The organism is Pseudomonas baltica (genome assembly GCF_031880315.1).
GTDB lineage: Bacteria > Pseudomonadota > Gammaproteobacteria > Pseudomonadales > Pseudomonadaceae > Aquipseudomonas.
Genome location: NZ_CP134771.1, coordinates 3,820,543 through 3,844,613 on the forward strand (window position 1 = coordinate 3,820,543; position 24,071 = coordinate 3,844,613).

At 58.5% G+C, this 24,071-nt stretch carries 21 protein-coding genes and 1 pseudogene; 10 read left to right on the forward strand and 12 right to left on the reverse strand.

What is annotated here, in order from left to right:
- Window positions 1-2 precede the first annotated feature (2 nt).
- The 5 genes from REH34_RS17090 to rfbB all read right to left on the reverse strand — a co-directional run bounded on the left by REH34_RS17090 (window position 3) and on the right by rfbB (window position 5,801).
- Window positions 3-1,391, reverse strand: a complete 1,389-nt coding sequence (locus REH34_RS17090; RefSeq protein WP_311968544.1) for a sigma-54 dependent transcriptional regulator — start codon at window positions 1,389-1,391, stop codon at window positions 3-5.
- A complete protein-coding gene (locus REH34_RS17095) occupies window positions 1,388-3,202 on the reverse strand; it encodes an ATP-binding protein (RefSeq protein ID WP_226504100.1) in 1,815 nt (604 codons plus the stop codon). The genes REH34_RS17090 and REH34_RS17095 overlap by 4 nt, the downstream gene beginning before the upstream one ends.
- A 105-nt stretch (window positions 3,203-3,307) precedes the next feature.
- Window positions 3,308-3,850 (reverse strand): dTDP-4-dehydrorhamnose 3,5-epimerase, encoded by a 543-nt coding sequence (gene rfbC, locus REH34_RS17100; protein WP_226504101.1) that lies wholly within the window; start codon window positions 3,848-3,850, stop codon window positions 3,308-3,310.
- Window positions 3,847-4,722, reverse strand: a complete 876-nt coding sequence (gene rfbA / locus REH34_RS17105; RefSeq protein ID WP_226504102.1) for a glucose-1-phosphate thymidylyltransferase RfbA — start codon at window positions 4,720-4,722, stop codon at window positions 3,847-3,849. Before rfbA ends, rfbC begins: the two co-directional genes overlap by 4 nt.
- Window positions 4,719-5,801: a dTDP-glucose 4,6-dehydratase gene (gene rfbB / locus REH34_RS17110; RefSeq protein WP_311968545.1), complete on the reverse strand. Its 1,083-nt coding sequence runs from the start codon at window positions 5,799-5,801 to the stop codon at window positions 4,719-4,721. Before rfbB ends, rfbA begins: the two co-directional genes overlap by 4 nt.
- A 212-nt stretch (window positions 5,802-6,013) precedes the next feature.
- On the opposite strand from rfbB, the gene REH34_RS17115 reads away from it, so the two are divergent.
- The 6 genes from REH34_RS17115 (at window position 6,014) to REH34_RS17140 (ending at window position 13,367) form a co-directional block, all read left to right on the forward strand.
- Window positions 6,014-8,947, forward strand: coding sequence for an aminotransferase (locus REH34_RS17115; protein ID WP_311968546.1), 2,934 nt, complete (start codon window positions 6,014-6,016; stop codon window positions 8,945-8,947).
- A 164-nt stretch (window positions 8,948-9,111) separates the two neighbouring features.
- Window positions 9,112-10,218, forward strand: a complete 1,107-nt coding sequence (aguA, locus tag REH34_RS17120; protein ID WP_226504105.1) for an agmatine deiminase — start codon at window positions 9,112-9,114, stop codon at window positions 10,216-10,218.
- A gap of 184 nt (window positions 10,219-10,402) precedes the next feature.
- Window positions 10,403-10,606 (forward strand): hypothetical protein, encoded by a 204-nt coding sequence (locus REH34_RS17125; RefSeq protein ID WP_226504106.1) that lies wholly within the window; start codon window positions 10,403-10,405, stop codon window positions 10,604-10,606.
- Window positions 10,607-10,912: 306 nt separating this feature from the next.
- Window positions 10,913-12,190 (forward strand): OprD family porin, encoded by a 1,278-nt coding sequence (locus tag REH34_RS17130; RefSeq protein ID WP_226504107.1) that lies wholly within the window; start codon window positions 10,913-10,915, stop codon window positions 12,188-12,190.
- A 259-nt stretch (window positions 12,191-12,449) separates the two neighbouring features.
- The gene (locus tag REH34_RS17135) at window positions 12,450-12,677 is read left to right on the forward strand and encodes a co-regulatory protein PtrA N-terminal domain-containing protein (protein ID WP_311968547.1); all 228 of its coding nucleotides are present in this window, start codon (window positions 12,450-12,452) and stop codon (window positions 12,675-12,677) included.
- Window positions 12,678-12,923: 246 nt separating this feature from the next.
- Entirely contained in the window at window positions 12,924-13,367 is a 444-nt protein-coding gene (locus tag REH34_RS17140) for a DUF3828 domain-containing protein (protein WP_226504109.1), read from the forward strand.
- Window positions 13,368-13,373: 6 nt separating this feature from the next.
- Here the strand turns inward: REH34_RS17140 and REH34_RS17145 are convergent, their stop codons facing one another.
- Complete coding sequence (locus REH34_RS17145; protein WP_311968548.1) at window positions 13,374-13,799, reverse strand: PACE efflux transporter; 426 nt, start codon at window positions 13,797-13,799, stop codon at window positions 13,374-13,376.
- Between the two features lie 111 nt (window positions 13,800-13,910).
- On the opposite strand from REH34_RS17145, the gene REH34_RS17150 reads away from it, so the two are divergent.
- Entirely contained in the window at window positions 13,911-14,786 is an 876-nt protein-coding gene (locus REH34_RS17150) for a LysR substrate-binding domain-containing protein (protein WP_311968549.1), read from the forward strand.
- Here the strand turns inward: REH34_RS17150 and REH34_RS17155 are convergent.
- Both REH34_RS17155 and REH34_RS17160 read right to left on the reverse strand, forming a co-directional pair.
- Window positions 14,783-15,550 (reverse strand): EAL domain-containing protein, encoded by a 768-nt coding sequence (locus REH34_RS17155; RefSeq protein WP_226504112.1) that lies wholly within the window; start codon window positions 15,548-15,550, stop codon window positions 14,783-14,785. The two genes, REH34_RS17150 and REH34_RS17155, sit on opposite strands and share 4 nt — an antisense overlap.
- Before the next feature lie 233 nt (window positions 15,551-15,783).
- A complete protein-coding gene (locus REH34_RS17160) occupies window positions 15,784-16,092 on the reverse strand; it encodes a DUF1484 family protein (protein ID WP_311968550.1) in 309 nt (102 codons plus the stop codon).
- Window positions 16,093-16,316: 224 nt separating this feature from the next.
- Here REH34_RS17160 and REH34_RS17165 point away from each other — a divergent pair, with 224 nt between their 5' ends.
- From REH34_RS17165 to REH34_RS17175, 3 genes are all read left to right on the forward strand, one after another.
- Complete coding sequence (locus tag REH34_RS17165) at window positions 16,317-16,487, forward strand: type II toxin-antitoxin system RelB/DinJ family antitoxin (protein WP_311968551.1); 171 nt, start codon at window positions 16,317-16,319, stop codon at window positions 16,485-16,487.
- Between the two features lie 919 nt (window positions 16,488-17,406).
- Complete coding sequence (locus REH34_RS17170) at window positions 17,407-18,639, forward strand: hypothetical protein (RefSeq protein WP_311968552.1); 1,233 nt, start codon at window positions 17,407-17,409, stop codon at window positions 18,637-18,639.
- A gap of 109 nt (window positions 18,640-18,748) precedes the next feature.
- Window positions 18,749-19,465 (forward strand): hypothetical protein, encoded by a 717-nt coding sequence (locus tag REH34_RS17175; protein WP_311968553.1) that lies wholly within the window; start codon window positions 18,749-18,751, stop codon window positions 19,463-19,465.
- Between the two features lie 165 nt (window positions 19,466-19,630).
- On the opposite strand, the gene REH34_RS17180 is transcribed toward REH34_RS17175, so the two are convergent.
- The 4 genes and pseudogenes from REH34_RS17180 to REH34_RS17195 form a co-directional block, all read right to left on the reverse strand.
- The gene (locus REH34_RS17180; protein ID WP_311968554.1) at window positions 19,631-20,686 is read right to left on the reverse strand and encodes a DUF3800 domain-containing protein; all 1,056 of its coding nucleotides are present in this window, start codon (window positions 20,684-20,686) and stop codon (window positions 19,631-19,633) included.
- Window positions 20,687-20,717: 31 nt separating this feature from the next.
- Complete coding sequence (locus REH34_RS17185) at window positions 20,718-21,854, reverse strand: hypothetical protein (protein WP_311968555.1); 1,137 nt, start codon at window positions 21,852-21,854, stop codon at window positions 20,718-20,720.
- Between the two features lie 355 nt (window positions 21,855-22,209).
- Window positions 22,210-22,485, reverse strand: a pseudogene (locus REH34_RS17190) (hypothetical protein).
- Window positions 22,482-23,462 carry an integrase domain-containing protein gene (locus REH34_RS17195; protein ID WP_311968556.1) on the reverse strand — a complete coding sequence of 327 codons (981 nt, stop codon included), beginning with the start codon at window positions 23,460-23,462 and terminating at the stop codon, window positions 22,482-22,484. The pseudogene REH34_RS17190 and the gene REH34_RS17195 overlap by 4 nt, the downstream one beginning before the upstream one ends.
- Window positions 23,463-24,071 lie beyond the last annotated feature (609 nt).

The window sequence follows — 24,071 nt, forward strand, 5'->3', positions numbered from 1 at the left end:
GCTCATGAGTCCGAGTCCTCGCCACTGGCGAAGGTCAGGCCGTGTTTGCGCAATTTGTCGTGCAGGGTCTTGCGGGGCAGGCCCAAGGCTTCGGCCAAGCTGCGCATCGAACTGTGGGGGCGGGCCATCTCGGCGGCGATCAGCGAGCGCTCGAAGTGTTCGACTTGCTCGCCCAGCCCGCCCTCGATAACGCTCGGGACACTGCCGGGCGGTTCGTTGACCGGTACGTCGAGTTCAAGCTCCAGTCCCAACGCGAAACGCTCAGCAACGTTTTGCAGCTCCCGCACGTTGCCTGGCCAGCTGTGGCGCAACAACAACGCGCGCTGGCCGGGGCCCAGGGAATGCGGTAACAGGCCGTGGCGATCGCTGGCAGCATCGGCGTAATGCTGGAACAGCATCAATACATCTTCGCCGCGTTCACGCAGCGGCGGAATGCGCAGATTGGCGACGTTCAGGCGGTAGTAGAGGTCGGCGCGGAAGCGCCCTTGATCGGCAGCGTGGCGCAAGTCCTCCTTGGTAGCGGCGATCACGCGGATATCGAGGCGGATCTGCTGATTGCCACCCAGGCGCTCGACCACTCGCTCTTGCAGCAGCCGCAGCAGTTTGACCTGTACGTCGAGGCTCATGCTTTCGATTTCATCGAGGAACAAGGTGCCGCCATTGGCGAATTCGAACTTGCCGATACGGCGCTTCTGCGCGCCCGTGAACGCCCCAGGTTCGTGGCCGAACAGTTCACTCTCGACTACCGACTCGGCCAGCGCCCCGGCGTTGATTGCTACGAAAGGCCCGCCACGGCGATTCGACAGGTCGTGCAGGGCTCGCGCCACGACTTCCTTGCCGGCGCCGGTTTCGCCGAGGATCAGCACGTCGGCCTTGGTCGCGGCCAGGGCGCCGATCTGCTCGCGCAAGCGCGTCATCGACGCCGACTGCCCCACCAGGCGCGTGCTCAGTGCCTGGCGATCACTCAGGGCCAGACGCAGGCTGCGATTGTCGAGCACCAGGCGGCGCAGGGCCAGGGCGCGCCGCACGCTGTCGAGCAGGGCATCGCTGGCGAAGGGTTTTTCCAGAAAGTCATAAGCGCCGGCACGCATGGCCTGCACGGCCAAGGGCACATCGCCATGGCCGGTGATCAGCAGCACGGGCTGCTCGGCATCCTGGGCGTGCAGTTGTTCGAGCAATTGCAAGCCATCGATACCCGGCATGCGGATATCGCTGACCACCACCCCCGGCCAGTCACGCTCGATACGTTCGGCGAGGCCGCGGGCGTCTGCCAGTGGCAGGATTTTCAGGCCGGCGAGGTCGAGGGTCTGGGTCAGGGCCTGACGCAGGTGTTTGTCGTCATCGATCAATACCACTTGGATCTGGCTGTCGATGATCGGCTCATGGCTCATACCGAGAGATCCTCTGGTGGTTGCAGATTGACGCCCGGTGCGCCCGCGCGCAGGCGCAGGGTCAGGAGGGCGCCGCCCTGGGGGTGATTGGCCAGGACCAGTTCGCCGCCCAGAGCGCCGATCAGGGTATCGCAGATCGCCAGCCCAAGGCCAAGGCCCTGGGTGCGGGTCTTGGTGGTGAAGAATGGCTCGCGCGCGCGCGCCAGGGCGACGCTGCTGAAGCCCGGGCCATTATCGCGAATGCTCAAGTTGATACCTTCGGCGGTCTGCTCGGCGCTGATCCACAGGCAGCGCGGGTTGGCTTTCTCGGTCAAGGCGTCGAGGGCGTTGGCCAGCAGGTTGCCGAGGATCTGCCGCAAGCGGGTTTCCCCGGCTTGTACCCAAAGTGTGGCGTCAGGCACATCGCGGATCAGTTCCACGGCCATGGCCCGACGGCGCTTGCCGAGCAGTGCCAGGGCATCATCGAGTGCCGGTTGCAGGGCCACGCTTTCCGGCGCGTGGTGGTCGCGGCGGGCGAATGCGCGCAAGTGGGCGATGATCGAGGCCATGCGCCCGGTCAGTTCGTTGATCAGCTTGAGGTTGCCGCGGGCATCGTCGGTACGTTGATGATCGAGCAGCACTTCGGCGTTCTCGGCGTAGCTGCGAATGGCGGCCAGCGGCTGATTGAGCTCGTGGCTGATGCTGGCCGACATGGTCCCGAGTACCGACAGCTTGCCGGCCTGGACGAGTTCGTCCTGGGCCTGCACGAGGTTTTGCTGGGCCTCTTCGCGGATCAGTACTTCCTGTTTCAGTCGGCTGTTGAGGCCTTCCAGGGCGCTGGTCCGTTCGATCACGCGCTTCTCCAGCTCGTGCCGGGCCTTGGTGTCGAAGTTGATGCGGTCCAGGTAGTGACGGCGGCGTTGCATCATCAGGCCCAACAGTAGCATCAGCACCAGCAAGGTAGCGCCACCGACGGCGACCACCGTGCGGACAGGGCGATCGATCAGGGTGCGGGGCGCAAGGATACTCACGTCCCAACCGGTTTCGCCGATGCTTTGGGTCTGGGTGACCCAGGCGCCTGTGTCGAGGCGCAGCGGTTGCGGGTCGCGGGTCGGGTAGGGCTGCACTTCGGCGATGCTCTGGCGCTCGCTATCGCTGAGCGCCCTGGTGGCCTTGAACCGCCAGTCGGGCCGCGAAGTGAGGATGACCACGCCGTTGTTGTCGGTCAGCAGCAGTTGCTCGGGGGTGTTGCCCCAGAGCGTTTCGGTGTGGTCCAGGTCGACCTTGACCACGAACACGCCGATCACCTGGTTGCCTTCTCGCACTGGCGCGGCGAAGAAATAGCCGCGTTTGGCCGAGGTGGTGCCCAGCCCGAAAAATCGCCCCATCTGCCCGGCGAGGGCATCTCGGAAATACGGGCGGAAAGCGAAATTGCGCGCGATGAAGCTGTCCTTGTGATCCCAGTTGGACGCCGCCAGGGTGAGGCCTTTGGTATCCATGAGGTACATCACTTCGGCACCGGTCTGGCGCGCGATGGCCTTGAGCAAATGGTTGGCGTTGTCGACGGTGGCCGCCGAGGCAGGGGTCGCCAGGGTCTGGCGCAGGGCGGGCAGGTCGCCGAGGATCTGCGGCAGCGTTTCGTAGCGATGCAGGGTGCCCAGCAGGTTGGCGACGTAGAGATCGAGGGTCTGGCGATTCTGGCTGGCGAGCTCGCTGCCATAGTACCGCTCGGCCAGGCGTTGCAACGGCCACAGCAAGGGCGCGAGGCAGATCGCCAGGATGGCGAGGCTGCGCCAGCGAGGCCGGCGCGGGAGAATAGGGGTCTTGTTCATGGAAAGCCGGAGAGGTAGCTGCGAGTTGCAAGCTTCATGCTTCAAGCTTCAAGCCGCAAGCTCTAATGCTTGCAGCTTGCAGCTTGCAGCTTGCAGCTTGCAGCCTCAGGCCAGCTCGGCATCCTGCAACAGCTTGCCGAGTTTATCCTTGGCAGACAGTTGCGGCTCCTGGCTCAGCTGCCAGTCGATGTTCAACGTCGGGTCATCCCAGCGGATGCAGCGCTCGGCACTCGGCGTGTAGTAGTCGGTGGTCTTGTAGAGGAACTCGGCGGTGTCGCTCAGCACCACGAAACCGTGGGCGAAACCCGCCGGAATCCACAGCTGACGGCAGTTCTCGGCCGACAGCTCGACCCCGATCCATTGGCCGAAGGTCTTCGAGGTACGGCGGATATCCACAGCGACGTCCAGTACAGTGCCCTGCGTCACGCGTACCAGCTTGCCCTGAGGGTTTTCAATCTGGTAATGCAGGCCGCGCAGCACGCCCTTTTGCGAGCGTGAGTGGTTGTCCTGCACGAACTCCACGGCTGCACCCGTCGCTTCACGAAAGGCCGCCGCATTGAAGCTTTCGTAGAAAAATCCGCGATCATCGCCAAATACTTTCGGCTCGATGATGAATACATCGGGGATTTCACATGCAATAGCTTTCATCGTTTCTCTCCGGCCAGGGCGAACAGGTATTGGCCATAGCCAGTCTTGCCGAACGCCTTGGCGCGGACCAGCAGTTGTTCGCGGTCGATCCAGTCTTGCTGATAGGCGATTTCTTCAAGGCAGGCGACTTTCAGGCCCTGACGATGCTCGATGGTCTGCACGTACTGGGAAGCTTCCAGCAGGCTGTCGTGGGTCCCGGTGTCGAGCCAGGCGAAGCCGCGGCCAAAGCGCTCGACGCGCAGATCGCCGCGCTGCAGGTAGGCGTTGTTGACGTCGGTGATTTCCAGCTCGCCACGCGGCGATGGCTTGACCGCCTTGGCGATCTCGACCACATCGTTGTCGTAGAAATACAGGCCGGTCACGGCATAGCTGGATTTCGGCTGGGTGGGTTTCTCTTCGATCGATAGGGCGCGACCGTGCTCATCGAAATCGATGACACCAAAGCGCTCTGGATCCTTGACCCAATAGCCGAACACAGTGGCGCCCGGCCCGGCATTGGCGGCACGCTGCAACTGATCGCTGAAATGCTGGCCATGAAAGATGTTGTCGCCGAGGATCAGGCACACCGGGTCGTTGCCGATGAACTCCTCGCCAATCAAGAATGCCTGCGCCAGGCCGTCCGGCGCGGGTTGTTCGGCGTATTGGATGTTTACCCCGAACTGGCTGCCATCGCCCAGCAACTGGCGGTATTGCGGTAGGTCGACAGGCGTGGAGATCAGCAGGATCTCGCGGATACCGGCGAGCATCAACACCGAGATCGGGTAGTAGATCATCGGTTTGTCGTAGATCGGCAGCAGTTGCTTGGAAACACCCAGGGTGATGGGGTGCAGGCGGGTGCCGGAGCCGCCCGCCAGAACGATACCTTTGATCATGCGAGCAGATCCTTGTGTTCGGTCATGCCAAGGCGTTGGCCTTGATAGCTGCCATCCTGAACGCGGCGGCACCACTCGAGGTTGTCGAGGTACCACTGGACGGTCTTGCGCAGGCCGCTCTGGAAGGTTTCTTCCGGGACCCAACCCAGCTCGCGCTCGATCTTGCCGGCATCGATGGCATAGCGCAGGTCGTGGCCGGGGCGATCCTTGACGAAGGTGATCAGGTCGGCGTACTGGGCCACTCCGGCCGGGCGCTGAGGCGCCAGTTCTTCGAGCAGGGCACAGATACCACGCACCACGTCGATGTTTTTCTGCTCGTTGTGGCCACCGATGTTGTAGGTCTCGCCGACCTTGCCTTCGGTGACGACCTTGAACAGCGCGCGGGCGTGATCTTCGACGTACAGCCAGTCGCGCACTTGCAGGCCATCGCCGTACACCGGCAGCGGCTTGCCGGCCAAGGCGTTGAGGATCACCAGCGGAATGAGTTTTTCCGGGAAGTGATACGGGCCGTAGTTGTTCGAGCAGTTGGTGACCAGCACCGGCAGCCCATAGGTACGCTGCCAGGCCCGGACCAGGTGATCGGACGCCGCCTTGCTGGCCGAATAGGGCGAGCTGGGTGCATACGGGGTGGTCTCGAGGAACAGATCGTCGACGCCGTGCAGGTCGCCGTACACCTCATCGGTGGAGATATGGTGGAAACGAAACGCTTCGCGCTCGGCGGTCGGCAGTGTCTGCCAGTAGGCGCGGGTGGCCTCGAGCAGGCTGTAGGTGCCGACAATGTTGGTCTGGATGAAATCCGAAGGGCCATCGATGGAGCGATCGACGTGGGACTCCGCAGCCAGATGCATGATCGCCTGGGGCGCGAAGCGCTCAAGTACGGCGCTGACGGTCGCCTGGTCGGCAATATCGGCCTGCACGAACTCATAGCGGCTGTTGCTGGCAATCGCAGCCAGGGACTCGAGATTGCCGGCATACGTGAGCTTGTCGAGGTTGAGGACTTCGTGTTCGGTGTTGCCGATCAGGTGACGCACTACGGCCGACCCGATGAAGCCGGCACCGCCTGTAACCAGAATTCGCATGTAATCGCCTTCTTCCTTAGCTGACTGTGAAGCTATTCGCCGCATAGATTGTGGGCAATGATCAAGCGAAGCAAGCGGCAGTCGTCTCAAACTGTAAGTGCTGGGTTTCCTTGCTGACAAATTGGCACTGATAACTATAAAGCCGCTGTCGGACTTGCACCGTTCGCCCGCTCACGGCGATATTGGCGCCTGAAAATCGCCGAGGTCATGCCATGCCGCTCACTACGCTGATGCACCGTTCCAGTTTGCCGTCGCCGCAGGTCGACCCCGAGCAGGCACGGCGCTTGTTGCGCGAGCATTATGGTCTGGACGCCAGCCTCGAGCGGCTGGGCAGCCAGCAGGATGTCAACTTCAGGGTAGAGAGCAGGGGCAGCGACGGTGAAGTACAACGCCACGTACTGAAAATCTGTCATGGCAGCTACGCCGCCAGCGAACTGCTCGCCCAGCATGGCGCATTGGCGCGCCTGGCCGAGCGCGGGTTGCCGGTACCCGGTGTAGTCGCTGCCCTGAACGGCGAGTCGTTACTGTCTCTCAGTATCGACGGCCAGCCGGTGCGGCTGCGCTTGCTGGACTATATAGAAGGCAGCTCGCTGACCAAGCAGGCCTGGGTCGGGCCGCCACAGTTTGCGCGGCTGGGGCGTGCCTGCGCCGAGATCGATATCGGCTTGGCGGATTTCCAGCATCCCGGCCTTGACCGCACCCTGCAATGGGACCCGCGCCATGCGCAACCGTTGATCAATCACCTGCTGCCCGTACTCGCCGACCCCGTGCGCCGTGCCCAGGTCGCGCGGGCCAGCGATCAGGCGGCGCGACATCTGCACGCCTTGTTGCCCAGCCTGCCGGTTCAGGCGGTGCATCTGGACATCACCGATGACAACACAGTGTGGCAGCGCGACGTGCAGCGCCAATGGCAACTGCAGGGCATCATCGATTTCGGCGACGTGCTGCGTACCTGGCGTATCGCCGACCTGTCGGTCACCTGCGCGGCGCTGCTGCATCACGTCGCGGGCGAGCCGTTCGCCTTGCTGCCGGCCATTGCCGCGTATCACGCCGCCAATCCGCTACAGGTCGAAGAACTGCGCGCGCTGTGGCCGATGATCGTGGCCCGAGCGGCGGTACTGGTGGTGAGCAGCGAGCAGCAGTTGAGTGTCGAACCCGGTAACGCTTATATCCGCGCCAATCTGCAGCATGAATGGGAAATCTTCGACGTCGCCACCTCGGTCCCCTTCGAGTTGATGGAGCTGGCGATTCAGCAGTGCGCGGGCCTGGCGCCGCGACTGCCTGCGCCGTTGCCGATGTCCGCATTGCTGCCGACGCTCCAGGTCGAGGATGTGCGCCGGATCGATCTGGGCGTGCTGAGCCCATGGTTCGAAGCGGGCAACTGGGAGACGCCGTTGATCGACTCGCGGATTCTGGCCGAGCAGGCGGGGAGCGAGGGTGTCGCCAGTTCGCTGTATGGTGAATATCGATTGTCCCAGACCCGCATCGACTGCGCCATGGGGCCAGCCACCTGTGCACTGCATGTCGAATTGCACTTGCCGCCGGGGAGCGCGGTGCACGCGCCTTTCTGCGGTGTACTGGAGGCCGTGGAGCCCGACGGACTGCGTTTGGTGGGCGACGGTGCCAGCTTGTACCTGACGGGTGTGCAGGTATCGACCGACGAGGCGGCGGTCAATCGCGGCGTCGCCGAGGGGCAGTACCTGGGCCGCGGCGAAGGCGTGGTGCGGGTGCAATTGTGCCGCATGGCATGGATCGCCCCGCCGTTGTTCACCACGGCGCTGCGGGCCCGCGCCTGGCAGGCTCTTTGCCCCTCGCCCCAGGCGTTGCTGGGTTTTGATTGCGATGCCCCGCCGGCGGTGGACGCCCAGCGCCTGTTACAGCGCCGCGATGCCAGCTTCGCGCGCTCGCAAAAGCATTACTACCAGGCGCCACCGCACATCGAGCGTGGCTGGCGCAACCACTTGATCGACATGCAGGGCCGTTCTTACCTGGACATGCTCAACAACGTAGCGGTGCTCGGCCACGGGCACCCGCGCATGGCCAGCGAGGCGGCGCGGCAATGGTCGTTGTTGAATACCAACTCGCGCTTTCACTACGCCGCCATTGCCGAGTTTTCCGAGCAGTTGCTGGCACTGGCACCGGCGGGGATGGACCGGGTGTTTCTGGTCAACAGCGGCACCGAGGCCAACGACCTGGCGATTCGCCTGGCCTGGGCCGCCAGCGGCGGGCGCGACATGCTCAGCGTGCTGGAGGCCTATCACGGCTGGTCGGTGGCCACCGATGCGATCTCGACCTCGATCGCCGACAACCCGCAGGCACTCAGCACCCGGCCGGACTGGGTGCATCCGGTCATGGCGCCCAACACCTATCGCGGCAAATGGCGCGGCGCCGAGAGTACCGGCAACTATGTCGCCGATGTGGAGGCCATCCTGGCCGGGCTGAGCGCGCAAGGCCGCCAGGTCGCCGGGTTCATCTGCGAGCCGGTGTACGGTAACGCGGGCGGCATCGCTCTGCCGCCCGGTTATCTGCAACAGGTCTATGCCCGCGTGCGAGCACTGGGGGGCGTGTGCATCGCCGACGAGGTGCAGGTCGGCTATGGCCGGCTGGGCGAGTACTTCTGGGGTTTCGAAGAGCAGGGCGTGGTGCCCGATATCATCACCCTGGCCAAGGGCATGGGCAATGGCCACCCCCTTGGCGCGGTGATCACTCGGCGGGAAATCGCCGAAGCGCTGGAGGCCGAGGGGTACTTTTTCTCCTCAGCGGGAGGCAGCCCGGTCAGTTGCCGCATCGGCCTGGCGGTGCTCGACGTCATGCAGCAAGAGCAGCTCTGGGACAACGCGCGTGACGTCGGCCGGCATTTCAAGGCGCGATTGCAGGCGTTGACCGATGATTATCCGCTGGTGGGCGCCGTGCATGGCTCGGGTTTCTACCTAGGGCTAGAGCTGGTACGGGATCATCAGACACTGGAACCCGCCACGCTGGAGACCGCCGCGCTGTGCGATCGCCTGCTCGATCTGGGGATTTTCATGCAGCCGACCGGGGATTATCTGAATATCCTTAAGATCAAACCGCCGATGTGCACCACCCGACAAAGCGTCGATTTCTTTGTGGACAGCGTGGCCCGGGTGTTGTCAGAAGGCCTGTAGCAGGAGGCTTGCGCCCGAAGTCCTCGGACTCACCTCGAAACTTGTGAAGGGCCATGGATCTTTCGGGGGCAACCCCCCTCGCACACGGCTGTTTTAAAGCCGATATTTATCGGTTATAAGGTGGCTATTATTTGCTCAACCCTTCGCTGGAGATCTCGCCTGCCATGACCACGCTTACCAGCACGCCCCGCGCCGATGGCTTTCACATGCCCGCCGAATGGGCACCGCAGACCCAGATCTGGATGATCTGGCCCGAGCGTCCGGACAACTGGCGCCTGGGCGGCAAGCCGGTACAGGCCGCCCATGTGACGCTGGCCAAAGCGATCGCCCGTTTTGAGCCGGTGACCGTGGCCGTCAGCGCAGCGCAGTACGACAACGCCCGCGCTCGCCTCGACGTGCCGAATATCCGCGTAGTCGAAATCAGCAACGACGACGCCTGGATGCGCGATACCGGGCCGACCTTCGTCATCAATGACAGCGGCGAAGTGCGCGGTGTGGACTGGGGGTTCAACGCCTGGGGCGGGTTCGACGGTGGCTTGTACAGCCCGTGGAACCGCGATGAGCAACTGGCCAGCAAGGTCATGGAAATCGAGCGTTGCCCGCGGTATGTCACCGAAGGCTTCGTGCTCGAGGGCGGCTCGATCCATGTCGATGGCGAAGGCACTCTGGTGACTACGCAGGAGTGCCTGCTCAACCGCAATCGCAACCCGCATTTGACGCGCGAGCAGATCGAAGCGGTGTTGTCCGAGCACCTGGCGGTGGACAAGATCATCTGGCTGCCCGACGGCCTGTTCAACGACGAAACCGATGGCCATGTGGATAACTTCTGCTGTTACGTGCGCCCTGGCGAAGTGTTACTGGCCTGGACCGATGATCCCCAGGACCCCAACTACCCGCGCTGCCAGGCGGCGATGAAGGTGCTGCAAGCAAGCAAGGATGCCAAAGGCCGCTCTTTTATAGTGCACAAGATGCCGATCCCGGGCCCGCTGTATGCCACTGAAGAGGAGTGCGCGGGGGTCGATCTGGTCGCAGGTTCTCAGGAGCGCAACCCCAGTGTCAGGCTCGCCGGGTCCTATGTGAACTTCCTGATCATCAATGGCGCGATCATCGCCCCGAGCTTCGACGACCCGCTCGACGAGACCGCTAGGGCCCTGTTGCAGCAGCTGTTTCCAGAGCATGAAGTGGTCATGGTGCCTGGCCGCGAGCTCCTCCTGGGGGGCGGCAACATTCACTGCCTGACCCAGCAGCAGCCGGCCCCCGCCCGGGCCTGAAGCTGACGAGTCGATCAGCCCGCCACGGTTCGCCGTCGCGGGCTTTTTTGTATGCGTGGTGTTACCCGGCGGCGCGCTGGCATAGCTCTTGTATTGTCTTTGATTCAAGGTTCATGTTCGAACGCGTCGCGGTTCTGTCATGAAGTCTCCGTATTTTGGCCACTCTATCTGGGAGAGTGACTTTATGAACCCAAGCAACATGAGCGTGGCACGGTCCTCGGTAATCAATGGCGTGTCGATGCAGCTTCTGGCGCATTGGCTAAGACGTAATAGTCATGAGCACCAAACGAGCGGCCATAACCTGCGCCAGCAAATGGCAGCGCGGTATCCAGTCGGTCTGCTCACTGACGATGAGCTGGACGCCTTGCTGGGCGCCGCTTGCCGCTGAAACCGCAGGATGCGCGCAGGCTTTCCCTGGCGACCTTCGGTCAATGTTGACTGTTACATCAGGTAATTCATCCCTTCGCTGCCAGCCCCGCAGCAAATTGACACCCCCCTGACCCGCCGCTAGGATTCCCGCCTCGCCTGCGGTCCTGGCAATCTGCGCTTCACTTTTCAGCTCGCCCATCGGCGAGCTTCGTCGTTTTCGATACGGCGGCGTGCCTGGGAGGGCAGCGGTAAAAGGTGGCGCGGCAGGACAGACCCACGAGGTCGCCGCAGACGTATAAAAAAATATCAAAATAGGGACACACACATGTTCAACACAAGGATCTGCCTGGTTGCACTGGGCATCATGGCGGCCACTCAGGCCGTCGCCAGCGAGCAATCCGACTCGAAAGGATTCGTTGCCGACAGCAGCCTGAACGTACTGCTGCGTAACGCCTACATCAATCGTGATTACAAGAACCGGCCGAGCGACGAGAAGGACAAGGCTGAATGGGGCCAGGCCTTCATCGGTACCTTCAGCTCGGGCTTCACCCAGGGCACTGTGGGCGTTGGTGTCGATGCTTTCGGCTTGTATGCGCTGCGTCTGGACGGCGGCAAGGGCAAAAGCGGTGCCGGTGGCATCGACTTCTTCAAGCAGGACAGCAACGGCGATGCCGCTCGCGACCTGTCGCGCGCCGGTGCCGCGATCAAGTTCCGGGTATCCAACACCGTGCTGAAATACGGCGACATGATGCCGTCCCTGCCGCTGCTGCAATATGACGACTCGCGTCTGCTGCCAGAGAGCTACACCGGCACCATGATCACCTCCAAGGAGATCAAGGGTCTGGAAATCAACGCCGGTCACTTCACCGAAGAAGCGCGCAAGAGCGCGACCGGTCGTGACAGCGGTGGCCTGAAGCAGATCGACGTATTGGGCGGCAGCTATACTTTCAACGACCAGCTCAAGGGTTCGCTGTATGGCATGAACGTCCAGGACATCTACAAGCAGCAGTACCTGGGCCTGACCTACGTACAGCCGCTGTCCAAGGATCAATCCCTGACACTGGACTTCAACGGCTATCGGACTGACCTGTATCGCGACTTCGCCGCGACTCAAGGTGGCGACACCAACCGTATCTGGAGCCTGGCGGCCACTTACACCACGGGCCCGCACTCGTTCACCCTGGCTCACCAGCGCAGCAGCGGCAACGCTGGCTACCCGTACGGTGGCTACCAGAACAACGGCGGCGTCGGTAACGGTGGCAACTCCATCTACCTGAGCAACTCCTACTGGTCGGACTTCAACGGTGAAGACGAGCGCTCCTGGCAGTTGGGTTACGGTCTGGACTTCAACACCTTCGGCGTGCCTGGCCTGACCTACAAAGTCGCCTACGTGCGCGGTGACAACATTCACACCGACAATGGCAATGGTTCCGAACGCGAAATCTTCAACCAGCTGCAATACGTCGTGCAGAGCGGTGTTGCCAAAAACCTGAAACTGCGTGCGCGCAGCTCGTTCCTGCGGGTCGACAACAGCGTTCAGGATTACAACCACGGCGGTAATGAATACCGTCTGTTCGTGGAATACCCGATCAGCATCTTCTAAGGCTGTCGCGGTATGCAAAGGCGCCACCCCTTACCGGGCTGGCGCCTTTTTCATGCTCGAAGAGTTCATGCAGGACCGGCATGACTTTAAAGAATTTGTAAAAAATGCCCGCTTTGCTCAGGTACGTGAGGATTTGTTGTTTTGTCAGATTGCCGAGCCTGGGGTGAACTAGGGGCCAGGTTTGCGGCTGCCTCATCAGACCCGCAACCGTCCATGTCGGACTTTCTCGGCTACGGACACTCTCACCAGGAGATCCACCATGAAAACTTCACATGTCTTTTTTGCCCTTGCCCTGCTGGGCGCCTCTGCAGGCGCCATGGCTGAAGACGGTGCTTCGCGTGTCGACAAGCAGATGGACGATGCTCGCACGCTTGCCATGCAGCACTACGACGCCACCCACGACGCCTCCCAAGTCGCGCATCAGGACCCTCACGTTCAGCCGCCCCAGAGCGATAAAGCCACCCAGGTGGAGAACCAGCAAGGCTGATCGAGCGTCGTTTGCACACAAAAGGGCCCGTCATCACTGACGGGCCCTTTTTTCATGGAGGGGGCAGGGTAAAACAAGCTTCACTTGGCGCCGACCCACTTCGGATCGCCAGCATCATCAGGTTTGGCGCGCGGGCGTTGACGCGTGGGGCAATTGCATGGAATCTTTGCGGATTGACGCCACGGAAGGCCGATGTCGCAACGGAGTTGTTTTTTAATTATTTTTATTTTGTCTGGAAGCCCATCGATGAAGCGTTTGATCGCCCTGCTGGCCCTTGCCGCCGGCCTGCACCTTGCCCCCGCTATTGCCGATGAACAAGGCTCGCCGAAACAGATCACTGAGGCCTTCTACAAGTGGTACGTGAAGAGCCTGGCCGATAATAAAGTGCCGCTGGACGATGATGTCGAGCATCTCAAAGGCTTCGTCGCCGAGAGCTTGATCAAGGACCTCGATAAACAGGCCAAGAGCGAAGACGGGCTCGAAGAAGACTACTTCATCAAGTCCCAGGACTACGATGACTCCTGGCTGACCAGCGTCAAGGCCGCGGACCTCGGCACCAAAGGCGCCACCGCCAAAGAAAGCGTGGTACTGGGCACCACCGAAGACAACGCCCAGCGCTTGACCGTAGCGCTGAGCAAAGGCAAGGACGGCTGGCGGATCACTTCTGTAGAGATCGTGCCGGAAGACTGATCAGCACTAAGCGCTTTTGGCCGACGCCGGGACATCGAAGAGTTTGTCGAAGCAGTACTGGAAGACAAACGAATAGACCAGGAAAAACCCCAGCAATGCCACGTCGGTCAACACTGCTTGCTGCACTGAAATATCCAGCCACCAGGCAATAAATGGAATCAGCAACAGCGCCAGTCCGCCTTCGAATCCCGTTGCGTGCATAGCGCGGCGCATGAAGTTGCGAGTGCGCTGGCGCTGGCGGGCCTCCCAATACTCGAACATCGCGTTATAGGCCACGTTCCACACCAGCGCGAATGCCGACAGCAACAGTGAGAACACCCCCGAATACCGCAGATCGCTGTTATAGACATAGGCGATCGCGGGGGCGATGAACACCCAGGCAATGGCTTCGTAAGTGACGGCTTGAAAGACTTTTCTGACCGGGCCTTGCATTGCAACTCTCCGTGGCGTGTTGTCTGGCCGCCACTATTGCTGCGCTTCCCGGCCCCAAGCAATTCAGATAAATTCAGTTCGGTTGAATTGATTTCATCCGAGAGGTATTTCGTGTTTTCCAAGTTGCCACTCACTGCGCTCAAGACGTTCGAAGCTGCGGCCAGGCTATCGAGCTTCAAGCTCGCGGCCGCCGAACTGGCAGTGAGCCCGTCGGCGATTTCTCATCAGATAAAGGCGCTGGAGCAATGGCTGGGGCAGCGGTTGTTCGAGCGCATCGCCAAGGGCACGCAATTGACGCCGACTGGCTCAGCGCTATTTAGCCAGGTGCATGATTACTTCCTGGGGCTTGACCGAGCCCTCGAACAGTATCGGCCCGCAGTGGATAAAGTCGATATCGTCGTCACCACCACTCAGGCGTTCGCCGCACTTTGGCTGATTCCACGGTTGGGCAGTTTTTATTCCATTCATCCTGGTATCAACGTCAAGGTGGAAGCCACTAACGATGTGGTCGATCTGCTTCGTGACGGGAGTGTGGATGTAGCCGTGCGTAATACAGACAAACCATGGACGGGCCTATATCAGCGGCCATTCATTCAAGAGCGGTTTGGCGTGTTCATGGCTTCTCAGGCGGCGTGCGCGGTGGAGGAGTTGATCGACGTAGCGTGGAACGCCCCGCAAATGGCCGTGGTGCACTGGCAACAATGGTGCGAGAAAGCCGACTGCCCGCATTGGCTGACGAATTACAAAGTCCGCCACTACGAGGACGAGCACTACGCCTTGCAGGCCGCTGTGGCGGGGCAGGGCTATCTGCTGGCCAGTGATGTACTGGCACAAGACAGCGTGCAGCGCGGACTGTTGAAGCGCTATCGAGCGGACGTGATGCTGACGGGGTACGACTACGTCGCACTGTGCCGCCCAGGCCACGAACGCCAACCCGCCATCCGCTGTTTTCTGGACTGGATCGCCGCTGAGGCAGGCGTTATCTAGTCGCTGAACCTTACCTGCGCCAGCGCCTTGAACGCCGGCTTGGCAAACCAGTAACCCTGCATCAGGTAGATCCCGCAATCGCTGAGAAAGGCCCGCTCTTCGGCCTGCTCGATCCCTTCGGCGATGATGCTCACGCCCAACTCGCTACACATCGACACCACCGCGCGCACGATCGACTGACGCACACGATCACGGTGGATGTCACGCACCAACGCCATATCGAGCTTGATCAAGTCCGGCTGAAAATCCGCCAGCAACGTCAGCCCCGAATAACCCGCTCCGAAGTCGTCGATGGCCGTCTTGAAACCGAACTGGCGGTATTCACGCAGGATATTGGTCAGATGGCCATTGTCCCCCACATGCTCGCTCTCGACTGTCTCGAAAATCAGCCGATCAAGCGGGAAGTTGTGCGCGCGAGCCGCCTCCAGCGTACTGCGGATGCACAGCTCGGGGCGATACACCGCGTTGGGCAGAAAGTTGATCGACAGGTGCTCGGCCATGCCCAACTGCGCCGCCGTAGCGATCGCCCGCGTGCGGCACATCTGGTCGAATCGATAGCGGTTCTGATCGTTTACCTGCTCCAACACCGACAGCGCGCCCTCGCCATTGGGGCCGCGCACCAGCGCTTCGTGGGCAAAGACCGAGTGATCGCGCACATCGACGATCGGCTGGTAGGCGAAGTCGAAATCCAACTCCAGTTCCGGATTGCTTCTGCAGCCCTGGCAACCGCCGGGCGATGTCAATGAAGGGGGGAAATCGGTCACGTCACACTCCACAAAGTCGGGCGCCACTGTCGATGGCGGACACCTTTGACAGTGTATCGGCCAGGGCGCCCGAAGCTGCAACCCGGAGCGGATGGACGGTGTGTTGAGGTGGTAGCGCTCGCAGATGTGGCGTAACCGCTGCGGGCATTCGCTATTAGTTTGGCCGGGGGGTTGAAGCGCTCAGGAATACCATCAGATCGCTAATGCCGGCCGGGTTGGTGATGGACTTGGGCTTACAGCACCCAGCGCATTTCATCTACCGCCTTGCCGAGCTTCTCGCGCAAGGGTTCAAGCAGGCAGCGCAGGCAGTCTGCATCCAGCTTGCGATCGTACGCGGCTTCCATCATTTGAATGACCAGGGTCAGGGCGCCGTTGACGTCGGCGGTGGTCTGGATGGCGTTGTCCAGTGTTTGCAGGTCGGTGTCCAAGGCGGCGAGCTGGTGCAGGATTGGGCCCAGGGCTTCGTGGGGCACGGAGTTGGCGGCGGTGGCGTAGGTGGAGAGTTGGGTGTGGATGTTTTTTGGGGTTGATAGGGCGGTCATGGTGCTTGTCCTTGGGAGTGGGCCATCGGACGTAGAGAGCTGAGCCTCGCGCCGATAACCAGATCAACACAATATAGTGGCGACCAAGGGTATAAGACTCTGATTAAACGCATCCTAAGAGTTACTTAGGGTTTATTGGTTCTGGATGGACGGCTGATGGAGTGGTTACGACGGGACTGTCAGTTTTTTTGTGTTCGGGCATAACATGAGCAAGAGGTGCATGTATGCCAACCAAAAAGAAACCCGAACTACGAAAGCTACCGAAAATCCCTGCAGAGCTGCTTGAGCAGTTCGCCGACGGGATGATGACCGAGGACGATGAAGCCTTGATCTCGACAGTGCGCGAGCGGCTGGCCAATCCCCAGCGGGTCAAGGTTTCGCTAGATCACCTATAGCTTCGATGATGTGCGAGCGTTAGAGGGGTGGCACTAATTAGGAGATACCGTGCGCCAGCAGGTGGAGGACAGGAGCTCCATGGTCGTCAATGGAATTCCAGGGGGGCACCAAGAGTCGAAAAAGTTATTAACTATATGATCCGTAAGACTTTTATTTATATGTGATGATCCTCCTATCTCTAAAACTATCCCGGCACCCGGGCTTGCTAAGCATTGATCGAGAGGGGAAAGCCAGAGTGGGACCGATTGCCATCAGTGCGTGGCTGTCTCTCATGCTTTCCTGAGTCTGGGGGCTCGTTCTCCAACTACGGTAAGCGACAACCAACGACTAAAGGCTACCGTTGCTAGACGGCCGCTATCGGCCAATACCTGCCATTGGTTAAGAGATGTGTTAGCCGAACATTTAGCCGTGATTTGCCCAGAGGCTACTTTTTAGTTTTGTTTCGGCTATGCCATAGGACGACTGCGGGGGGGCGCAATACTGGAGAGCACTGCGAGCTGCCAAGGGGCAGGGTACTCATCGAACTTCGGCCACCACTCATTGAGCGCCGGTATCAAGCGGTCCCCATTGGTCTGGGGGCTACATCAGGGCCAGTGGCACAGAGGCCAAGACTCAGTCTGCACACTGGCCTCACCCCCAGCTAACTGCAGCAAAAGAACGGAATGTTCACGGAGCGTGACGAGCTTGAGATGGAACAATGGGTGAGCGAGGCGCTCCAGAACCATCTGAGGAGCAACCTGTTGGTACCCAAGGCCATTTTCAGCCAGCACGAAATTGCTAGGTGAAGAGCCGCCCAGCGTCGCGACACCTGCCACTGTTTATGGTGATTAGCTCAATGCGAGCCTATTCTAAGTAAGTAACCATTCCTTGCAGGCTTCTGTGCTATAACAGCGATATGAATCTGGAAGCCTGATCGTCATGCCAAATAGTGAAACGCAAAACTCCGCAAAGCCAGGAACGACAAAGAAGAACAGAACAAATGATTTGTGTATGGCCTATCTTCAAACTAAGTGGCGGACTATATTAACCACGAGATTTGCCTATTTTTATGATAAGTCTCCCCAAAGTGGTCAGCGCATGGAGCTGATAATGGACTGTATGATAAAAGGTCTAGAGTCCCTCTTCTTGAGGTTTTCGAACTTAAAGGATACTCAGTTCAATACGCAAGTCATGCTGCCTGATTCAGGTGCATATTCCCAGCGAATGGCGGAGATGCTGTTTTACTACAGGCTTTTGGGGATGGGCTTCGGCGACATTAAAAGCAAGGATTCTGGGCCAGACTTTGTTGCCTCGAAAAATGGTGAGACTTTTTGTTTTGAAGTGGTTACGCCAACCCCGCAAGATTCTATCAGAGAGCTTATTGGGCGAAGCAAGTTAGCGCCTGAGGAGCGAGATTTAGTGTTTCGTGAGCGTTTGTTGTCAGTCACATCAGCTATCAAAGACAAATTGGAGAAATTCGAAGCTCATAAGTCGGCCGGACACGTACCAGAAGGTGCCCATTACATAATCGTTGTCAATGATTCACTGCTGCTACCCTATGACCAGCCCTGGCATGGAGTGCAAGCTGAGCTTTGCTTTGGTGAGAGTACTCTACCGATTGCCGTGGATGCGACGCTTGGGTCTGGGGACATCGATTTCACTGATATTCTCGGTGAAGAACCTTCGGAGGATGATGGCGACGAGTTTCAAAACCTCGTAATGAGAAGCAATTACGGAGTTTCTATCAATAGAGGGCCGCCGGTTACTCCAGGGGACTTTTTGTTACGTGTGAAAATCAGGAAGGAAATACCAAGCAGAAAGTGCACCGGCACCGTCACGGTTGATATAGCTGAGTCTGTAGGTGTAGCGGGGATTTATCAGATAACATTGCGGGAGGACCTGATGTTCTACCATTCTTTTAAGTCTGGTCAGGCCATAATGCCCGCTTCCGCACTGATCAGCTCGGTGAAAAATAAACAGCTGGTCAGAAATTCAATATTTTTCACATCAACATATGCGAGGGATGAGGCTCTAGTTCAACCTCTTATGTCTCCTGCGCGTATGTTAGGTTACGAACCACACGATTTTAACAATCAGGCTATTTATGATAAATTTTTCAAGCCTGTTTTGGAAGGTGGTGAGTTTTATAGGTCACCTGAATCTCAAGGTTAGTCGGCAATTGAAGCTCACGGTAGCGTTGATGTTGTATGAAACACGGCTGCAAGTTGTGACAATTGCATCCCCCTAACCAATTACTTGCACTCACGAATGAGATTACATTATGCAGATGCATATAGCCCGACGCATATCCGAAGCCATTGGTAGTTGGCTGCACATGGAATTTTGCTGTTATAGAGCTGGATTGCTTTCCGAAAGTTCGTTGAAGGCCGCAGTGGGCCAGGTTCTTAGCTCATTCCCAATCCTAGTGAAAGGTGAGCGCGTTCATGCAGATTTTCCTCACGCACTCTTGAATCCTACTGCTCAATCCGGCCGTAAGAGAGAGCTCGACTTTGCACTTGTTCTTGCGGGTAGGGGGCTGCCAAAACGAAATGCCCAAATTGCCGTAGAAGCAAAGTGGGCAGGTTCTTCGCATTGCACTCCATCGAATATCATTCAGGATTTTTTGCGACTCTCTGAAATCAAACGAGGAGATCCCGATACTGTTTGTATTTTCGTACTAGCAGGATCGCATCTGCAGGTATCTAAACTCCTGAGTGGGATGCCCTTTGCTACGTCGGGCAACACAAATACCGGGGTAGGCTCATCCGGTAACGAGAGAAGACTGAAACCTAGTCATACAAACATGGATCATCGAAATTGCTTCTCTGAACCAATTAAGAAATTGTCCTCTGCAGGCTTTACTATTCCGGAGTCGTTTGTTTGCCAATCACACGGAATACACCCGCTTCAAACAGCTGGCGGTACCGTGGATTTTCAAGCGATAGCCTGGGAAATAAAGTCTGTTTCTGCGGCCAATCTCAATATCAAAGTTTGGTAGAAAACGGCTTACCATTCGTTCAAGTCGACCCGCTAAAGCGGGCGGCTGAATGCCAACGTCAGGAAATGAGCACTTTTGGCCGTTTTTTGTCTGTGGTGATCGGCCGAAAACGGCCAGAAGCGGCCGCCTGACGAAGACAGCTTTCCACTCGAAGCGGAATATCACCTAGGGATTACTGAAGTTTTTGCCGAAATAATCTATGACCTCACTGGCCTGCGTATCCTGGCGGAAACGTTTCTGCCCTTCGAAGTCAGTCGAGGGCAGCATGTGGATTATCTGATGATCCGCATAGAGGGACATAACATCATGAGGATTCAACCCTCCGGCGCGCTGCCCCGTAAGCGTGTTAGTCACCTCAATGGCAGCACCAATCATAACGTCCGCCAGCTGTACTGCAGGACTGGTCCTCGAGTCGACTTGTGTCACTGACTGGAGCTTGAGTGGAAAGGTGAGGCTCGCGATCTCTGATTGGCGAAATGTGACCTCGTCCTTGTGATTAATAAAGCGCAGCAGCAAGTCATGGTAAGTGAGCAGGTTCTTGGACTGATCATGCTCAACCAAGTAGGGGCCATCAGCCATGACTTCCATCCGGCTTATCAGCGATTGCAACACCACAAAAGCGGCGTCAGTGGTGACACCTGATGTGGCGATCGCTTGAAGGCATTCCGGCGCGGCATACTGTGCCAAAGGCCCCAAAGCTTCCGGTAGTTCCTGCCAGCGTGTGGCCCGAGCAGCAGCAGCCACGAGGTCGGTAAGTGCTACAGGGCTTTTTTCCTTTACTGCTCGCTGGAAACAAACAAGCAACTGCTCAAAGGCTGCCTCTCCAAGAAGGGGGGGACCCGCCACATAAAGCAGCGACCCAAGCGCGTAGTTCTGCCCATCCTTATAAAAGTCGCATCCGCGCTCGTGGTAGTACGGTTCAACTGCGTAATCCAGAAACATCAGCAGCAGCAGAAAGCGCTTATCACAGACGTAGGTAACGCACTTGTGATGGTTCAGGACATCACGCATTAACGCCAGAAGCCGTGGGTGATTGGCTGGCCGGCGTGACAGAGCCCGGTACTTGAGCTCTTCCGCTTGTAGCTTAGGAAAGTGCTCTTGAATCAAGCGTCTGGCCTGATTATCATCAATGGCAATGGCTGCGGCCCCTTGAAACCTCTGCTCGATATTTAGCAGGTCATATCCGGTATAGCCACTTTCGTCGACGCTGAAGCTCTCCATATGCAACTCCCCGAGGTCGTAGACAGCACGATCACCGTTGCGATTGTTTTTTGCTAGTTTTTGAATTGGTCAGCTTGGTAGCAGGCGCATTCGAGGTCAATGACTTTCCCAATAGCGAATTTAGCGATTTCAGCTCCGCCTGGAGATTCTGAGTCGCTTGAATTTGCGTGCTCAGGAGCGCCTGTTGTGTCGCCGATTGCTTCTCCCAGTAGGCCTGGCGTTCGTTAGCCTGCCGCAGAGTCGTATCGGCATCTACGTAGCCGCTTTGCTGCTGGTAAGCAGCAATCCCAATTGACGTGATAATGCTTGTGATAACGGCCCATTTCGTCCAACGCAGGCTGCTCGCAGCGCTTCGTAGAGAGAGCTCGGATTGCTCCTTGTTGCTTTCTTGTTGGGCCATCCATTGTGGTATGGCTTCAAGGACCAGCGTCGAATACATCGAAGCGGTATGCGCCTGAACCTCCCCCATGTGTGCGGCCAGCTGGTTAAGGACGTCTACGGCCTTTTCTGAGGCCCTGGCCGCCCGTGCGTCGTTCGTATTGGAGAAATCCAATTTCGGTAAAATAATCTCACTTTTCGTGTAAGGAGGGCGGTCCTGATATGGCGATTTGAGGCTTTCCATGCCGTTTGCCACATGTGCAACTGACGGATCTCTATAAATATTCGAAACGAGTGATTTCCACTTTTGGTTCGACTGATCGATCGCTGTTACCGAAGCGGTCAGGGATTCCAAGGTGCTAGGTTGAAGGAACGAAAGGCTGTTTCGAAACTGATCGAAAATTTTCTTGCTCGCCTGATCAAGGTCAGCGTATTGGTCAAGGACACCTCGACCCAAACCAGCGATTAAATCTTCGGTTGCTGGATACTCGGCCTCCTCAAGGGCCACGGTCGCCAGTGCATCTAAGTCAGATGTTGTTAGCATCGAAAAAACTTCATCGTTGAGCCCATCCCATCCACCAGGATCCTGCAAGGTGGACGTCGTAGCTCGTATCGCTTGTAGGCCGATCTCACGCTCGTTAGCTTCTTCGAAAGCGCCCGATTCGACTATTGTTTTGTAATCCTTGTAGACCAGATGGCGTATGTACAGAGGACCCAAAGATGTGGATACTTCGCGCTTGGAACTAGCTCTGATGAGGTCTTTTAAGCTCGGTTTTTTCTTGTCAGTCATCGGGTCGCGGCCATGTGATCGTTAAAATATCATTATCGAAATCTTACACGACTCATCGTGACTCCATCCCCCAAATCGGGCGCAACTTTCGGAATCGGACGCAGGCCTGCCGAGCTAGACCTTCCGTAAAAACGGGAGTTTTAGTCCAGTACTTGGCTCCAATCGAGCTTAAAAAAACTCTACACCGCCTTGCCGGAAACTGCCGGAGGCACAAAATTGTGCTGCGGTGGCGCGCGGCAATAGCCGTGCGAGCAACGCATGTTGTCCTTTACTGGCAGACGGGCCGAGTAGCTGATTCTGAACGGCAGTTGCTGGCCGATTGCAGTCGGTCGTGATTATCGGGATCACATCCCCTTCAGAGCTTGAAAAGCCATGACGTTCCTAGACGTCGAGCTAGCAGTCGGGCGGTCAGCACGTAGTAGTACTGCGTTGCCTGACTGTGTTCGCTCTAGCGATTCTCAAGAAACCACACCACATGCTTCTTTTGCCAAGTCCAAGGGTTTTCCCGCTGCCAGCGCTTTGCGATTGCAACCTGAATGATTTTTGCCTGGCGCACATGACGTTGCCGCGTTGCGTGCGATCCAATCAGCACGCCAGCCAAAAACAGTTCCATATCGAATGACTTACTCACGTCCGTCCTCCGATGTAGGCAGCGACCACATCGATCCGACCGTGCCCTAGCTCATAGCTGACTTGCTTCCGCGCTTCATGATCGAGGCGCGGATTCATCTGGCAACATTCACCACCGTTGATAGGTGCGCGATGTTGGGTAATTTCCTCGTAGCGCTCACACGCATACGCGGCTCGTAGCTCATGGAAGCCTTTGAGGTTGTGTGCATGAATGGTGTCGCGCGCAGGGCGGACGATTTCCTGAAGAATGCTCAAGTAGCTTTCGTTCGAAGCAATGAGGTTGCGGCTACCAGCAGGCGATACCTGCTTCGCAAACTCAAGCGCGGCACGAATATGGTCGTCCACCGTAATCCAGCGATGTGCTGATGCACCGGCGCGGCCGCCTTTGGTGCCGTCCTGAACGTTGATCTTGGCTAAGCTTTCAGCCTCGCGGCTCAACCGGGGCAGGTCAGCCAAGATGGCCTCACGCAAACGCATACCGGTGGCTCGTGCCAGCTGCACGATAGCCGCAGCCCTTAGATGGTGACGGCTGCAAAGCGCCTCGACTATTCGCTGTATGTGTTCGCGATCCTGGCCCTGTGGCACGGATTGACGAACTCCGGTTCGTTGCATACCCAACGCCTTGCTCGGACTTGGCACTTTCACATACTGATCACCGCGAAGCGCAGCCATTGTCCTATTAACGCTGGATAGCCGGTTTTGCGCAGTGCTGATAGCTAGGTGGCCGTGCTCAACCAGGCCGCGAAGGTATGCCACATAGTTTGACAACACCTCGCGGTCAATCTGCCGCGCATCATTGATCCCGGGTCCCGCTTCGGACCGGCACCACTTCACGAAGTCCCGCCACCGATCACTGTTCGCCTTGACCGTACCGTAGTGCCCGCCGCCGAACATATCTTTCAGCGCTTGCGGTCCTGCGTAGCTCAATTGTCTGCCGTAGCCGAAATTACGACCATCGCGTCCACCCACTAATGCCATGTCGCACACCTCCTACCCGTTTCTCCAGTTCTGCCCCACGTCATCCCGCCAAGAATGTTGAGTGTTATCAGGGATCAAGGCCCCTGCGGCCTGTGGGGATGTCCTTAACGCTGGACTGGCAGCTCCTTACGACCGGGAGCAAGGGCATCTCAGGATCTAGCCCCCTGAGCACCGTTACCGGTGGGCGGGTGGAGGCTGCATTGACTGACGAAACCAGCGCCGCGAGATCCTGAGTCGGGTGAAGGCAGCTATGCGGTGACCGGGGCATGCCTCGCTGTCAGCCAGGTGCAGTCCAATCCATGGTCTGCGGCACCATCATCTACATCGCTGTTGCTGGTGACTTCGGTGTTTGTCACGCCGATTGTCACGAGGAGGATTGCGGCAAAGCCACGTTTTATATGGGCTGCAGCGGTGGTTTGAGCGCCCGTCTCTTTCCTGGAGAAAGAGACGGGCAAAGGGTTGGCGCACACGAAATGGCCAAGCGGGTAGGTTGCTGCTGGGCAGAAGGGTAGGGTGGTTGCCGCAGTGGCAACGATATTGAGTAGGCATCCATCACATGGGTAGTGACCGTACGAGCTACCGGACGCGAATCGTACTTGGGATGAACCG